Origin of the sequence: Sulfitobacter sp. F26204 (assembly GCF_026410305.1) — a bacterium.
In the GTDB taxonomy this organism is placed as follows: Bacteria; Pseudomonadota; Alphaproteobacteria; order Rhodobacterales; family Rhodobacteraceae; genus Sulfitobacter.
The window spans coordinates 18,019-33,423 of sequence record NZ_JAPMLQ010000001.1 but is presented as its reverse complement, the minus strand read 5'-3'; the positions used below and the strand labels follow the sequence as shown (position 1 = coordinate 33,423).

12 protein-coding genes are annotated in these 15,405 nt (G+C 57.6%); 6 read left to right on the top strand and 6 right to left on the bottom strand.

Annotation, left to right across the window (positions count from 1 at the left end; all coding sequences use genetic code 11):
* Window positions 1-49: 49 nt before the first annotated feature.
* From OS190_RS00145 to OS190_RS00135, 3 genes are read right to left on the bottom strand one after another with little or no spacing between them, the layout of a single operon-like run.
* Complete coding sequence (locus OS190_RS00145; protein WP_267156630.1) at window positions 50-1,111, bottom strand: saccharopine dehydrogenase; 1,062 nt, start codon at window positions 1,109-1,111, stop codon at window positions 50-52.
* The gene (locus OS190_RS00140) at window positions 1,108-1,725 is read right to left on the bottom strand and encodes a glutathione S-transferase family protein (RefSeq protein WP_267156629.1); all 618 of its coding nucleotides are present in this window, start codon (window positions 1,723-1,725) and stop codon (window positions 1,108-1,110) included. The genes OS190_RS00145 and OS190_RS00140 overlap by 4 nt, the downstream gene beginning before the upstream one ends.
* Window positions 1,726-1,739: 14 nt before the next feature.
* On the bottom strand, window positions 1,740-2,393 hold the full coding sequence (locus OS190_RS00135) for a histidine phosphatase family protein (RefSeq protein WP_267156628.1): 654 nt from the start codon (window positions 2,391-2,393) through the stop codon (window positions 1,740-1,742).
* Between the two features lie 453 nt (window positions 2,394-2,846).
* Here OS190_RS00135 and fdhF point away from each other — a divergent pair, with 453 nt between their 5' ends.
* The gene (gene fdhF, locus OS190_RS00130) at window positions 2,847-5,615 is read left to right on the top strand and encodes a formate dehydrogenase subunit alpha (RefSeq protein ID WP_267156627.1); all 2,769 of its coding nucleotides are present in this window, start codon (window positions 2,847-2,849) and stop codon (window positions 5,613-5,615) included.
* Window positions 5,616-5,720: 105 nt separating this feature from the next.
* A complete protein-coding gene (locus OS190_RS00125) occupies window positions 5,721-6,932 on the top strand; it encodes a Zn-dependent hydrolase (RefSeq protein ID WP_267156626.1) in 1,212 nt (403 codons plus the stop codon).
* On the opposite strand, the gene OS190_RS00120 is transcribed toward OS190_RS00125, so the two are convergent.
* Genes OS190_RS00120 through OS190_RS00110 form a run of 3 tightly spaced genes read right to left on the bottom strand, consistent with a single transcriptional unit; the run spans window position 6,914 to window position 9,992 of the window.
* A complete protein-coding gene (locus tag OS190_RS00120; RefSeq protein ID WP_416237356.1) occupies window positions 6,914-7,384 on the bottom strand; it encodes a GNAT family N-acetyltransferase in 471 nt (156 codons plus the stop codon). The genes OS190_RS00125 and OS190_RS00120 overlap by 19 nt on opposite strands.
* Window positions 7,375-8,076, bottom strand: coding sequence for a response regulator transcription factor (locus OS190_RS00115; protein WP_267156625.1), 702 nt, complete (start codon window positions 8,074-8,076; stop codon window positions 7,375-7,377). The genes OS190_RS00120 and OS190_RS00115 overlap by 10 nt, the downstream gene beginning before the upstream one ends.
* Window positions 8,073-9,992, bottom strand: a complete 1,920-nt coding sequence (locus OS190_RS00110) for a PAS-domain containing protein (protein WP_267157318.1) — start codon at window positions 9,990-9,992, stop codon at window positions 8,073-8,075. The genes OS190_RS00115 and OS190_RS00110 overlap by 4 nt, the downstream gene beginning before the upstream one ends.
* 209 nt (window positions 9,993-10,201) lie before the next feature.
* Here OS190_RS00110 and OS190_RS00105 point away from each other — a divergent pair, with 209 nt between their 5' ends.
* From OS190_RS00105 to OS190_RS00090, 4 genes are all read left to right on the top strand, one after another.
* The gene (locus OS190_RS00105; protein WP_267156624.1) at window positions 10,202-12,175 is read left to right on the top strand and encodes an AMP-binding protein; all 1,974 of its coding nucleotides are present in this window, start codon (window positions 10,202-10,204) and stop codon (window positions 12,173-12,175) included.
* A gap of 112 nt (window positions 12,176-12,287) precedes the next feature.
* Window positions 12,288-13,106 (top strand): ABC transporter ATP-binding protein, encoded by an 819-nt coding sequence (locus OS190_RS00100; RefSeq protein ID WP_267156623.1) that lies wholly within the window; start codon window positions 12,288-12,290, stop codon window positions 13,104-13,106.
* A 90-nt stretch (window positions 13,107-13,196) separates the two neighbouring features.
* Window positions 13,197-14,204, top strand: coding sequence for a branched-chain amino acid ABC transporter permease (locus tag OS190_RS00095; protein WP_267156622.1), 1,008 nt, complete (start codon window positions 13,197-13,199; stop codon window positions 14,202-14,204).
* Between the two features lie 79 nt (window positions 14,205-14,283).
* Entirely contained in the window at window positions 14,284-15,396 is a 1,113-nt protein-coding gene (locus tag OS190_RS00090; protein WP_267156621.1) for a branched-chain amino acid ABC transporter permease, read from the top strand.
* Window positions 15,397-15,405: the final 9 nt, after the last annotated feature.

Below are 15,405 nucleotides of genomic sequence, written 5' to 3'. Positions count from 1 at the left end.
TGCGGGCGGCATCGAACGTTGATACCGCCAAACAGGATCGTTTTGACCGTCAGCTTTGCAGCGCTGCAACATGGGTGTCAAAGATGCTTTTGGCCCGCGCCCAGACACCGTTTTTGTCGTCGTCCAGTTCCAGAAGTGTCGCCAGCAACTGGCCAGCGAAATCCTCGGCGCTTTCCAGCGGTAACATCGAGGGCAGGTTGTCGATTGCCGTGACATCGAGTGGCGGTCTGTCATGGACACGCAAGGCAGGTGCATCCCAGGTGGTTGCGCGGTCATAGACGGGGACCGGATTGTAGTCACCCTCGGGATCGCAGGCAATGTCGCCTATGACAGACAGTTTGCGCGGCGCGCTCAGTGCTGTTTTCGGGACAAAAACCGGCGTGCCCGGCCCCGCAAGAATGCAGTTCAGGAACACATTGTGCTGCAGAATTTCGGGGAAAGGTCCACCGCTTGAGGTTTCCTGCATGTCCCATCCGGTGGTTGCGACATTCATTGCACGGCACAGGTCCGCAGCACCGGCACCCACACGGCCCAAGGCACCAATGATCAGCGCGTTGGGACGATGGGGTGCCGCAATTTCCAACTCGGCATTCAATTCGGCCTTGAGCGCATCTGCGTTGGCATAGGCACCAACCGGTCCTGCGATTGTTCCAGCTTGCTGCGCGGCCCAGCATTTGAGCGCGACGGCAGCGCCGGCAAATCCTGCCCAATATCCGAACGCCGCAACCCGACGCCCTGTGTCATTTGTGAGGTATTCCAGATCCAACAATGTTCCGCCGCCCTGACGAAACCGGCGCAACAAGGTTTGACCGGATACCTGCCCCTTGAAGGCGTGGCCGAACATGATGTGTCTGTGGTGCAGCGGGCTGTTGTCGTCCGGCAGTTCCTTGAGACCAAAGATGATCGCCTCTGGCGCGGCTTCAGGCCATGAGGCGTAAGGCGCGATGCTACACCCGGTCGAGGCATAGTCCGCAGTCGGAATAACGCGATTGTCCGATGCTTCGACCGTCACGTCAAATCCCGCGGCCATCAATGTTGCAACCCCGTTTGGCGTGACGCCCACGCGGCTTTCGTTGTTGCGTTGTTCTGCGCGCACCCAAAGATGTGTCATAAGATCCCCTTGCCGCGCAGGGTTTTGACGCTGTCGCGGCCCTCCATGCGATTTTGAAATGCTGCGATGCGCGGGAAATCTGCAAGATCAACACCATCCCCAGGCAGCCAGCTGCAGACCACGAACAAATAAGGATCCGCAAGCGTCAGGCTGTCGCCGGTTGCAAAGTCGCCGCGCAGACAGTCGGTTTCGACATATGCAGCGCAACTGGCCATGGTGTGCGCCACTTTGGCCTTCATGTCATCAAAACTGGATTGCTGCTCGGCCCACCGGCTGCCACGCATCTTGTGGGCATGCGCCACATGCATGGTGGAGGCAAGGTAGTACATCACCGCACGCATATGTGCTGCATCCTCGACATTTGCGGGTATCAGACCGGCCTCCGGTTTCAGGGCTGCGATGTAGTCGAGCAGGGCACCCGTTTCGGTCAGTATGGCACCGGTATCGGTGATCAAGGCCGGTACACGCCCCTTGGGGTTCAGCTTGAGATATGCCGGCTTGGTCTGCTCCGCCGTGGCGAAATCGACTTTGACAGGATCATATGACAGACCCGCTTCTTCGAGAGTGATGGCAACGGCGACGGAAATGGTGCCGGGGGCGTAATAGAGTTGCATCAAGATCAGGCCTTTCAAATATGCGTTTGGGCGATGCGGCGTGCAGGCATGTCCAAATGCGGGACAGCGTTGAACAGGACGGGGGATAGATGTCCCCCGATGGGAAACAGACGGTGCATCGAAGTGTGCATGATGGCAAGCGCCAGACGCGCCATGGCTGGTATGTCCAGAAGCATTGCCTGGCTCATCGCCATTGAAATCAAACCACCTGAAGTGACAACCAGGGCAGGGCCGTCACCTGCCGCAATTTCGGCCAGGGCGTCATTGACGCGGGTGTGAAACTGATCCCATGTCTCTGGCGCGCCTTCGATCTTGCCGTCTTTCCAATATTGGAAAAGCAGGGGCAGGTGATTGGTGAACTGCCCTTGTTCCGTCGGAAAGCCTATGGAATGTTGCTCTTCCATCAACTGCGCCATGGTGAAATATTCCAACTCATTGAGCCGCGCGTCGCGTTGGGGTTCCAGCCCGATCGCCATGCTGTCCGCCGTTTCGATGTGTCGGCGTAAGGTTCCGGTAAACAACCGCATATGATGGGTGTCGCTCTCTTGCAGATACCCCCCCAGCCAACCGGCCTGATCATGGCCCAGTTCGCTGAGTCTGTCGTAGCTCGCCTCGTCTTTGGCTCCGGAATTGGCCTGACCGTGGCGAATAAGCGTGATATGGGTCATGGAGGGCTCCTTTGCTGCTTTGATAAGCGAGGGCTGCGCGGGTGGAAAGTGCAGGCGTGCTTTTAGTGTAGGACACAGATGAACGGGATTGCCGGTACAAATGGTCAAGCTCTTGCCGCGGCGTGTCGGCAAAAACAATGAAGTCAATTTGATGGAGGTGGCAATCACAGCGAACCGGATCTTTCAATGCCCCCGGGATGCTGCTTTCCCTTGTATCGTCAACGCGTAAGATACCTTCGAAAAATCAACCGGGTCCTCGCTCTGCATTCCCTCATGTGCAGCGATGGCAAAGATGACGCAGGATGAAAGTACGGTGATGCAACGCCGGAAATGCACTCCTGTCGTCTATCGGAAACCGGCTTGGCGTAAAACTGGGGCAGGGTGTCGGGATTAGGACTCCTGACAGTCCCTGGAAATCGCTATAGAATAGGGACTGAAATTGGGAGAAGCGCCATGGCGGACAAGATCACATTCACTCTCGACGGCGAGACAGTCGAGGCGGACAGCGGTCTGACCATTTGGGAGGTGGCAAATGGCCGGGGGCTGATCATCCCGCATCTGTGTCACAAACCCGCGCCAGGGTACCGCCCCGATGGCAACTGCCGCGCCTGTATGGTTGAGATTGAAGGAGAGCGGACATTGGCCGCCTCCTGTATCCGCGAACCCTCCGAGGGGATGGTTGTGGTGACGAATAATCCGCGTGCGAAAAATGCCCGCAAAATGGTGGTTGAGCTGCTTGCTGCCGACCAGCCCGAACAGGATGTCGCCCACGATAAATCAAGCCACATGTACGATATGTTTGCCATGAACGGGGTAAGTGAAAGCCGATTTCCCAAGCTGGAAGCGGGTCGTATTCCGCTGCTCGATGACAGCCATTTGGCGATGTCTGTCAACCTTGACGCCTGCATTTCATGCGGCCTTTGTGTGCGGGCTTGCCGTGAGGTACAGGTGAATGACGTGATCGGGATGTCGGGACGTGGACATGACAGCTATCCGACATTTGATATGGCAGATCCGATGGGCGATTCAACTTGTGTGGCTTGCGGTGAATGTGTGCAGGCCTGTCCGACAGGGGCCTTGATGCCCGCCAGTGTGGTTGACGAAAATCAGGTCGGTGACAGCGCGGATTTCGACAGCGAGGTCGAAAGCATCTGCCCGTTCTGTGGTGTGGGCTGTCAGATCTCGCTCAAGGTCAAGGACAACAAGGTGAAATATGTCGAGGGGATCAACGGCCCTGCGAACGAGGGACGCCTCTGTGTGAAAGGCCGATTTGGCTTTGACTATATCCACCATGAGCACCGTTTGACAAAGCCGCTGATCCGGCGTGACGATGCCCCTGCCAAAGGGTTGAATGTGGATCCAGGCAACTGGCATGAGTTCTTTCGCGAGGCATCTTGGGACGAGGCGCTGGATTTTGCGGCCAAGGGACTGAAGGACATTGGCGGCACCGGCGTTGCAGGTTTTGGTTCGGCCAAATGCACCAATGAAGAGGCTTATCTTTTCCAGAAGATGATCCGTCAAGGCTTTGGTCACAACAACGTCGATCATTGCACGCGCCTGTGCCATGCCTCTTCGGTTGCGGCGCTGATGGAAAACGTCGGATCGGGGGCCGTGACGGCAACCTTTAACGAGATCGAAAACGCCGATGTGGCGATTGCCATCGGTTGTAACCCGATCGAGAACCATCCCGTTGCGGCGACCTATTTCAAGCAGTTCACCAAACGTGGTGGCAAGCTGATCGTGATGGATCCGCGCGGGCAGGCGCTCAAGCGGTTTGCAAGCCACATGCTGCAATTCCGCCCCGGCACAGATGTTTCGATGCTGAACGCGATCATGCATGTGATTGTCGAGGAAGAACTCTACGACAAACAGTATATCGAGGCCTATACGGAAAACTGGGAAGCCGAAAAAGAGCACCTTAAGAAATTTACACCGGAGAAGATGGCGCAGATTTGTGGCATTGATGCCGAAACCCTGCGCGATGTCGCCCGCACATTTGCCAGAGCCAATGCGGCGATGATCTTTTGGGGCATGGGCGTGTCGCAACATATTCACGGCACGGACAATTCCCGTTGCCTGATTTCTCTGGCGCTGATGACAGGACAGGTGGGACGTGCCGGTGCGGGGCTGCACCCCCTGCGCGGGCAGAACAATGTGCAGGGCGCTTCGGATGCGGGCCTCGTGCCGATGTTCCTGCCCGATTATCAATCGGTCATGAATGACGGTGTGCGTTCGGCGTTTACCGAAGTTTGGGGTTCCGGGGATTTCTCGAACCAGAAAGGGTTGACTGTGACCGAGATCATGGACGCCGTTCATGCCGGAGACATTCGCGGCATGTATGTGCTGGGCGAAAACCCTGCCATGTCGGACCCCGATGTCGAACATGCACGCGATGCCCTGGCCAAACTGGAACATCTGGTTGTGCAGGACATCTTTATCACGGAAACGGCGAATTACGCCGATGTGATCTTGCCGGCGAGCGCCTTTGCCGAGAAGTCAGGGACGGTGACCAATACCAACCGACAGGTTCAGATGGGCCGCGTTGCAGTGCCCCCCCCCGGTGACGCCCGTGAGGATTGGTGGATCGAGGTGGAACTGGCCAAACGGCTGGGTCTGGGCTGGTCCTATCACTCGCCTGCAGAGGTCTTTGCCGAGATGAAGCTGAACATGCGCTCGCTCGACAACATTACCTGGGAAAGATTGGAACGCGAGAATGCGGTTACCTATCCGTCGCTGTCCCCCACTGATCCAGGTCAGGCGATTGTTTTCGCCGACGGTTTCCCGCGTCCGGATGGCCGTGCGCGGTTTACACCCGCGTCAATCATCGCACCTGATGATGTGCCGGACGCTGAATTCCCGATGATCCTGATCACCGGGCGTCAGTTGGAGCATTGGCACACCGGATCGATGACACGCCGGGCGACGGTGCTGGACGGGCTGGAGCCCGAGGCGAATTGTTCCCTGCATCCGTCCACTCTGCGTAAACTGGGCGTGGAACCCGGAGAGCATCTGCGCCTGTCGACCAAACGTGGATCAATCGAGATCATGGCGCGTGAGGATCGCGCGGTCTCGCCGGATATGGTGTTCCTGCCTTTTGCCTATGTCGAGGCGGCGGCGAACATCCTGACCAATCCGGCGGTGGATCCATATGGCAAGATCCCCGAGTTCAAGTTTTCTGCCGTGAGGGTTGAACCGGCCGCAGGGCAGGTTGCGGCGGAGTGACCGGATTGCGTGCCTTCGGCACATGCGATTTTATTCTGTTGATGAGAGGGCTAGCCCTCTCAAACTCTCCCAGAGGTTAATTTGCAAAGTGAAAAGGGGGATGCTGTGAAGGTTGATCCAAAGCGGTTTTTGGCGGACCTGCATCAATTGCGGTCTTTCGGTGCCTCCGGCATCGGCAAAGGGGTGGTGCGTCCTGCCTATTCACAGGCGGATATGGATGCCCGTGCCTGGCTGATGGAGCGTTTTGAGGCGGCGGGCCTGCGGGCAGCAGTTGATGCTATGGGCAATACCTTCGGTCTGGCGGAAGGGGAATCACTCCTGATGGGGTCTCACTCCGACAGCCAGCCCGAAGGCGGCTGGTTGGACGGTGCACTGGGTGTCATTGCGGCGCTTGAGGTCGCACGGGCCGCCAAGGAGGCGGGCGGTCCCGCAATATCGGTGGTCTCCTTTCAGGATGAAGAGGGGCGCTTTGGGGTGACAACCGGGTCGGCGGTCTGGTCGGGACAGATGAACCTGGCGCAGGCAGATGGTCTGACGGACCATGCCGGTGTCCCGTTGGCGCAGGCGCGGCGGGCCATGGCGGGGATGGTGACGGGGGAGGTTGATCCGGGCCGGTTCAGCGGTTTTGTCGAATTGCATATCGAACAGGGCCCGACATTGGATCGCAGTGGAGAGCAAATTGGGGTGGTGACGGATATTGTCGGCATCCGCGATATGAAGATCACCTTCGAAGGCCAGCAAAACCATGCAGGCACCACACCGATGCATCTGCGGCGGGATGCGTTTCAGGCGGTGTCGGCGTTCAACACCGCGTTGAACGACCGGTTTCGCAATGTGGTTACGCCAACGACAGTCTGGACAATCGGGCATGTGACCTTGCATCCGAATGCCTCGTCTATTGTTCCCGGGCGCGCGCGTTTTTCGATGCAGTGGCGCGACGGGGACTCCGAGCGGCTGGACCGGATGGAAGGAATCATCCGCGAGACTGCGCTTCAGGTGGCTGATGATATGGGACTGACGCTTGACTACGGGCCGATGCTTGGGCTGGAGCCGGTTGCCATGGATCCCCGGCTGCGTGGGGCGCTGGAGCAGGGCGCGGCACGGGTAGCACCGGGGCTATGGCGCAACATGCCGTCTGGGGCTCTGCATGATGCAACCAATGTGTCGCGGTTGATGCCGGTTGCGATGCTTTTCGTGCCATCCATCAATGGCATCAGTCATGCCTTTGAGGAAGATACCGATGAGGTTGATCTGGTGGCTGGGCTGGAGGTGCTGGCACATGCGGCGGCGGCTCTGGATCAGACGAGTACACGCTGAAAGGTGATGGAGGTAGGGCGGTCGTAGCCGGGATGCGCGCTGCGCGCCACTTCGGAAAACCCCATGGCGCGAAAAGCTTTGTGGTTGGCTGTCAGTTCGATCCGGGCCTGAAGTGCAAGGCCGGTGCAGCCAAGTGCCCTTGCCCTGCGGGCGGCATGTTCCACCATCCTGCGTGCCAGACCTTGACCGCGCAGCCGTGGGGCGACCGCAATCTTGCCTAACCAGAGCAGGTCGTCCTTTGGGGTAAGAAAGATGCAGGCGGCGGGGGGCATACCGAGAGACCAGACCTCTCCGATGCTGGCCTGTTCGGCTATCGTCCCTGGGGTCAACCGTGTCATGGAGGAAGGTGGATCGATCACCCCCTCCATAAAGGCAAAGCAGGTCTGGATCAGGTTCAGGAGCGCGCCGAGCTCTGGATCGTCGGGGCGGTGTTGCCGCAGGGTCAGCTCCACGTTACATCACCCAGAAAGATATAGCCCGCGCCGTAAATCGTCTTGATCAACTGCGGATTTTTCGGATCTTCGCGCAACTTCGTGCGCAGGCGTGAAATACGGACATCCATGGCGCGATCAAAGCTTTCAGAGGCGGCCCCCCCAAGGGATTCCTGCATCTGGGCACGGCTGATCAGCCGCTTTGGGCTGTCCAGAAACAACCGCAGTACTTCGGATTCCGCGTGCGAAAAGGCAACCTCCGTGCCATCGCTGTCACAGAGAACATAGCGGTCAAAATGTGCCGTCCAGCCTTCGAAATGCGCGGTATCAGCAACATGGGTTGAAGGCTTGGGGCTGCGCAGGCGGGCGCGGATGCGTGCAACAACCTCGGCCGGATCAAAAGGTTTGATGATGTAGTCATCCGCGCCGAGTTCAAGCCCGGTAACACGGTCCTGCACCTGTGCGCGGCCCGAGATGATGATAACCACCGCACCCTGTTCAAGCGCGAGACGATGGACCAGAGTCAGGCCGTCGGTATCAGGCAAGCTGAGATCAACAAGGCAGACATCTGGTGTGCGCTTGGCCAGGGCGGCCTCGAAGGCACGGGCGCGTCCGAAGCTGAGCGTGTCAAAGCCGGCTTCTTCCAGCGCGTCGGCCAGCAGGATGCGGATTTCGGGTTCATCATCAAGGATCGTAACCAGGGGGCGGGTCATTCTGCGGCTACCTGAGTCGGTGTAATCAGGGCGGCAAGGTCTTCTGCGGTGAAGGGTTTGCGCAGCACCGGAGCCAGTTTCTGACCGGCCCGAAACAGCGCATGGTCAGGGGGCAGTGACGTCATCAACAAACGGGGCAGGCGTGTGCCGATGCGTTGGACGAGGTCCAGGCCGGTGGCTTCGCCCACCAATTGAATGTCGGACAGGACCATGGCGATGTCGGGGAGATCGGCAAGCAGGGCAGTGGCTTCGTCAGCGCTGGTTGCCTCGATCACCGAATGGCCCAGTCCCATCAGCATGTCGCGTACCGCGGTGCGAATGTCACCGTCATCCTCGACCAGCAGGACCAGCCCCGTCGTGGCGGCCAAGGCGATGCGGTAGGGCAGACGCAGAATGACGCAGGCACCCGTTTCCCCATTGCGCAGGCGCAGATCGCCGCCGGCAGATTTTGTCATGTCATAGACCATAGACAGGCCCAGGCCACTGCCCTCGGAACCTTTGGTGGTAAAGAAGGGGTCAATGCCGCGTTCGAGTGCTGTGACCGAGAAACCGGGGCCGTCGTCCTCAAGAGTCCATTCCATCCACGTTCCGCCAACCGCGCGCTGGGTGAGGGTGATCCTGCCCGTGGCGCCGCAAGCGTCCCGCGCATTCAGGATCAGGTTCAGCAAGCAATCGGTGATCATGCCCTTGTCCAGCAATACAGCCTCTTCAGGTGCATCATTGTAGATTTCGAGCTGCATCCCCGAAGGCAGGGCAGGTGAGGCCAGCAGGGCCAGATCGTTCAACAGGCCGGCAGGATCAGTTGCTGTGGGGCGCAGAGCGCGGGGCCCGGTCACATCCGCTATCGAACTGAGTAATGTGCCGCCGCGCCGCGCTGCTGCAAGCGTGCCTTTGACCAGATCACGGGCTTCGTCGGGCAATGCAGGCAGGCGACTGATACGCGATTGCATGCCCAGAATAATCGTCAACAGATTCGAAAAATCATGGGCAAGGCCCGAGATCATCTGTGCAGCTGTTTCCCGCTTGCGGGTTTGCTGCAAAGCCTCACGGGTTTGGGTTTCTTCGGTGATGTCCATCGACAGGATATAGGCCCCGCCTGCGGTATCGGGCGTAAAGGCGGCGCGGATGCGGCGCGCTGAGGGGGCATCGGTGAATTCGATAACCGACGGTTTGCCATCGAACGCCGTTGCAAGCGCGGTTTCGATCCTGCCGTAGGCCGATTGGCCAAGGGCGGTGCGGATGTGCAGCCCTACGATGTCGTTCTGTCGTCCGGGGATTACGCTTGAAAGTTTGCGGTTGGAGAACGTGTAGCGCCCCTCGGTGTCGACATGGGCGATATGGGCGGGCATCATTTCAGTCGTCAGCCGTGTCCGGGCCTCTGATGCGGTCAACTGGCGTTTGGTTTCTTCCAGCGTGGTGATCATCGCCGCCAATTCCCGGTTGGTTGCGGCCAGCTGTTCAGAATGGGCCAGCACCTGATCGGACAGGGCATCAGAGCGCGCCGAGAGCAGCGCTTCCTGTGCCTTGGTTGCGGTAATATCTGTATAGACTGTAACCCAGCCACCCTGGGGAAGGGGGGATCCTTCGACGCTGATGGTACGGCCATTGGCACGGGTGCGTTCCATATAATGCGGTTGGAAGGCCAGAGCTTGGTCAATACGTTCTGTCACAAAGGCATCGATGTCATCCACCGGCCCGTATTCGCCACGCGAGGCAAGGTGACGTATGGTGTCTTCAAAGGGGGCACCGGGCGTGACAAGGGATTCCGGCAAATTGAACATCTGCTGAAAAGGCGCGTTGCTGATGACGAGATTCAGAGCGGAATCGTAGATGGTTAGCGCCTGTGCAATCAGGTTCAGCCCTGCATTTGTCATTTCTCTGGTCTGGGCTATCGCCAGTTCTTCGTCTATTTGCATCATGCCTCCCGCCCTATCGGTAGCAGCTTGGCGCGGCTGGGGCAAAGGAACAAACACAGGAAAGAGCGGCCTGTTACAATTCGTAAGGATTGAGAAAAGTTCAGGAAAAAGTTGACCTCCAGTTTAATCGTAGCATCCTTGGTGATGTGAGAATCGCATCAAGCGATCGACCCTGCCCCAACTAAACGGGCAGTAAGGGAGGAAAGATCTTGGCCACGCCACAGGAACGCGCCGACGGACCGCAGTCCGTTCCGGCGCTTTTGCATCGTAATGCAACGAAATACGCCAACGCACCTGCGTATCGCGAGAAAGAATACGGCATCTGGCAAAGTTGGACCTGGGCGCAGACCCGTGATGAGGTCGAGGCGCTTGCGTTGGGTATGATGGATATGGGCATCGCTGAGGGTGACTTTGTCGCCATTATCGGGCGCAACCGTCCGTATCTCTACTGGGCGATGATGGCGGCCGAGATGTGTGGTGCGATACCTGTGCCACTGTATCAGGATGCAAATGCCGAAGAAATGGCCTTTACCATGAGCCATTGCGGTGCGCGATTTGCCATTGTCGGCGACCAGGAACAGGTCGACAAGATTTTTGAAGTGCAGGAGCAACTGCCGCAATTCGAGCAGATGATCTATCTCGATCCACGCGGGCTGCGCAAATACGATCACGCAATTCTCAAGCAATATTCAAATGTCCAGGAAATTGGCCGCAGAACCCGTGACCAGCACATCAAGGCGCTGGAAGCACGCCAGGCCAAGCTGGATTATGACAGCACCTGTGTGATGCTGTATACGTCAGGCACGACGGGCAAGCCCAAGGGCGTGGTCCTGTCCAACCGGAATGTGATCGAGACCGCGAAATCATCCTCACAATTTGATGACCTGCGCCAATCAGACGAGATTCTGGCCTATCTGCCAATGGCCTGGGTCGGCGATTTCATCTTTTCCGTCGGTCAGGCCCTGTGGACCGGTTTCTGTACCAATTGCCCTGAAAGCGCGGACACCATGCATCTGGACCTGCGCGAGATCGGACCGACCTATTATTTCGCACCACCGCGCGTGTTTGAAACACAGCTGACCAGTGTGATGATCCGCATGGAAGACGCCAGCCGCATGAAAAAGTGGCTGTTTGACACGTTCATGGCACATGCCCGCAAGGTCGGACCGGCAATTCTGGATGGCAAACCCGTCAGCCAGTGGGACCGTTTCAAATACAAATTGGGCGAAGCATTCGTCTATGGGCCGTTGAAGAATACCCTGGGGTTCAGCCGTGTGCGCGTAGGCTATACCGCGGGCGAGGCAATCGGGCCGGAAATCTTTGATTTCTATCGGTCTTTGGGGATCAACCTGAAACAATTGTACGGCCAGACCGAAGCCACGGTGTTTATCACGGCCCAGCCGGACGGCGAAGTGCGCAGCGATACCGTGGGCGTGACCTGTCCTGGTGTGGAACTGAAGATCGCCGAGAATGGCGAGGTCTTCTATCGTTCGCCCGGTGTCTTTGTCGAATATTACAAGAACGCTGAAAGCACCGCCGACACCAAGGATGCCGAAGGCTGGGTGGCAACCGGTGATGCCGGGTTCATCGAAGAAAGCTCGGGCCATCTGCGCATCATCGACCGGGCCAAGGACGTTGGCAAAATGGCCGATGGTGCCCTGTTCGCACCGAAGTATGTGGAGAACAAGCTGAAGTTTTTTCCCAACATACTGGAAGCCGTGGTCTTTGGTAATGGCAGGGACAATTGCACCGCCTTCATCAACATCGACCTGACGGCGGTTGGCAATTGGGCCGAACGCAACAATATCGGCTATGCGTCCTATCAAGAATTGGCGCAGCATCCACAGGTGCTGGCGCAGATCGAAGCGCATGTTGAAGAGGCCAATGCCTCGGTCGCGGAAGACGAGATGCTGTCCGGTTGTCAGGTGCACCGCTTTGTTGTGCTACACAAGGAACTGGACGCGGATGACGGTGAATTGACACGGACCCGCAAGGTACGCCGCCGCATCATCGAAGAGAAATACGCCGATATCATCGCAGCGCTTTATGATGGATCTGCTTCGGTCAGTACCGAGACGGAAGTCACCTATGAAGACGGGCGCAAAGGGTCGATCAAGGCCACTCTGGCGGTATGCGATGCGAAGGTTGTGCCGGCTTCAGCCAAGAAGATGGCGGCGGAGTGACGATGAGACACCCGATTGCGACGCTCTTTCACAAGGAGGGAACCCAAACCGACGCAGTGGCCGGGGTGAGGGTGGTCTTGAGTTTAACAGGCAAGATGAAGGATGGTGTTGCGTGAAAGACGTTACAGAAAGCTATGTCACTGCGGATGGCCGTACCATCGGGCCGGTGGTGATGGAGATGAAGAATATCACCCTGCGGTTTGGCGGGGTCGAGGCGATCAAGGATATTTCCTTTGATATTCGCGAAGGCGAAATCCGTGCGATCATCGGGCCGAACGGGGCGGGTAAATCCTCGATGCTCAATGTGATTTCCGGCTTTTATGTACCGCAAGAGGGCGAGGTCTGGTACAAGGGAGCGCGCCGTCCGTCGATGAAACCATTCGAGGTTGCCCAGCAGGGCATTGCGCGCACCTTTCAGAATATTGCCCTGTTTGAGGGCATGAGCGTTCTGGACAATGTGATGACGGGCCGATTGACCCATATGAAAACTGGGCTGTTTGCCCAGTCCCTGTGGAAGGGAAAGGCCGAGGAAGAAGAGATCGCCAACCGGGAAGTCGCTGAAAAGATTATTGATTTTCTGGAGATTCAAGCCATTCGCAAAACCCCAGTGGCGCGGCTTCCTTATGGGTTGAAAAAGCGGGTTGAGCTGGCGCGCGCCTTGGCGGCGGAGCCGTCGATCCTGTTGTTGGACGAGCCGATGGCGGGGATGAACGTCGAGGAGAAAGAGGACATGAGCCGCTTTATTCTGGATGTGAACGACGAATTCGGCACCACGATCGCGCTGATCGAACATGATATGGGTGTGGTCATGGACCTGTCGGACCGGGTTGTCGTGATGGATTACGGCAAGAAGATCGGTGATGGCACACCCCATGACGTACGCAACAATCAGGACGTGATCGACGCCTATCTGGGAGTGGCGCATGACTGATCTGGCTGTTGAGTCCACCATGCACCGGGCGTGCACCCCTGATACACCCCTCATATACCGCCGCAGCGCAGCAATTTCGGGAGCGAATTCATGAACGAACAGCTGGCTTTTACCATTGAGGTCTTTGCGAATGGGTTGATGGCGGGGGTGCTCTATGCGCTGGTCGCGCTTGGCTTTGTGCTGATTTACAAGGCCTCAGGTATTTTCAACTATGCACAGGGCGTGATGGCGCTGTTTGCGGCGATGACACTGGTCGGGATCCAGAATGGTCAGGTGCCCTTTGCGCATCTGATCAATGCGATTTTCGGCACGGATGTACATCACTTCGGATGGCACGTTCATTCGTTCCTGGCCATTGCGCTGACCGTGGTTGTGATGATCGCCCTGGCGTGGATGGTCCAGAAATTCGTGTTCAAACATCTGGTGGGGCAAGAACCGATCATCCTGTTCATGGCGACCATCGGACTGGCCTATTTCCTGGAAGGGGTGGCGGACCTGATGTGGGGCTCCGAGTTGAAGGCATTGAATGTCTGTGCCACAGAAACAGCCTGTCTGCCGCAGGGCATGAACGTCTGGCTTGAGGGCACGACCTATGAGGCGCTGGGCTACGGGTTCTTTATCGACAACCTGGATATTGTCGCGTCGATAGTGGCGGCCATTCTGGTGGTCGGGCTGGTGATGTTTGCGCAATATACCAAGCAGGGCCGCGCGATGCGGGCTGTGGCGGACGACCATCAGGCGGCTTTGTCGGTGGGTGTGTCGCTGAACTTTATCTGGGTCTTGGTCTGGTCACTGGCGGGGTTCGTGGCATTGGTTGCAGGGATCATGTGGGGCGCGAAATCTGGTGTGCAGTTTTCCCTGTCGCTGATTGCCTTGAAGGCGCTGCCGGTGCTGATGCTGGGCGGGTTCACTTCCATTCCCGGCGCCATCGTGGGTGGTCTGATCATCGGGGTGGGTGAGAAGCTGTTCGAATTCCTGATCGGTGCGCCATACCTTGGTGGCGCGACCGAGAACTGGTTTGCCTATATGCTGGCGCTCTTGTTCCTGGTGTTCCGTCCGCAGGGATTGTTCGGGGAGAAAATCATTGAGCGTGTTTGATATGAACCGGTGCGTGGGTTTCACCCACCTTACAATGAAATCCCTAGGGTGGGTGAAACCCACCACAATGGAGGCCTAAATGTTCTACCGTGAAGCAGGCGATTTCAGAACGACCTACGCCGAAGACCAGCAGACCTTTCCGATCAAGTTTGACCGGTATCGTTATTATGTGGTGTTGTTTATCGCCATATTTGTGATCCCGTTCATCATCAACGACTATTGGGCGAACAGCCTTCTGTTGCCTTTCCTGATCTACGCGATTGCAGCTCTGGGGTTGAATATTCTGGTCGGCTATTGCGGGCAGGTCAGTCTTGGCACTGGCGGCTTCATGGCTGTGGGGGCCTACTCTTGCTACAAGTTCATGACCGGTGTGGACATCTGGTGGGGCGGTGAATTGCTGTTCCGATTGCCGGAGTTCAACATCTTTTTCTCCGTGATCATGGGCGGGGTGATGACGGCCGCTGTTGGTGTGCTCTTTGGTCTGCCCTCCTTGCGGATCAAGGGTTTTTATCTGGCGGTGGCGACATTGGCCGCGCAATTTTTCCTGGTGTGGTTGTTCAACCGTGTGGCCTGGTTCTATAACTATTCCGCTTCGGGCCAGATTTCCGCGCCAGAGCGTGAATTTATGGGTGCATTGATCACCGGGCCCTCGACCACGCCCTGGGCGACCTATCTGTTCTGTCTGTTCTTCACCATTGTCAGTGCCGTGATTGCACGCAACATGACGCGAGGGGCATCCGGGCGCAAATGGATGGCGATCCGTGACATGGATATTGCAGCCGAGATCATCGGGGTGAACCCGCTGAAGGCGAAGCTGACCGCGTTTATGGTGTCTTCGTTCTTTATCGGTATCTCGGGTGCCTTGTTTTTTGCTGTCTATCTGGGCGCTGTCGAAGTCGGCGAGGCCTTTGGTATCACCAAGTCGTTCCTTGTTCTCTTCATGATCATCATCGGCGGTCTGGGCAGCATCTTTGGCTCTTTCGCGGGGGCGGCGTTTCTGGTGCTGCTGCCTGTGGCGCTGAAGGTTGTCGGCGTCGACTGGTTCGGCTGGCCGACGGATATTGTGGCGCATCTGCAGCTTGTTGTTGTGGGGGGGTTGATCGTGATCTTCCTGATCGCAGAGCCGCACGGCATTGCCCAATTGTGGCGCGTTGCAAAAGAGAAACTGAGATTGTGGCCCTTCCCGCACTAGGGACGGTCA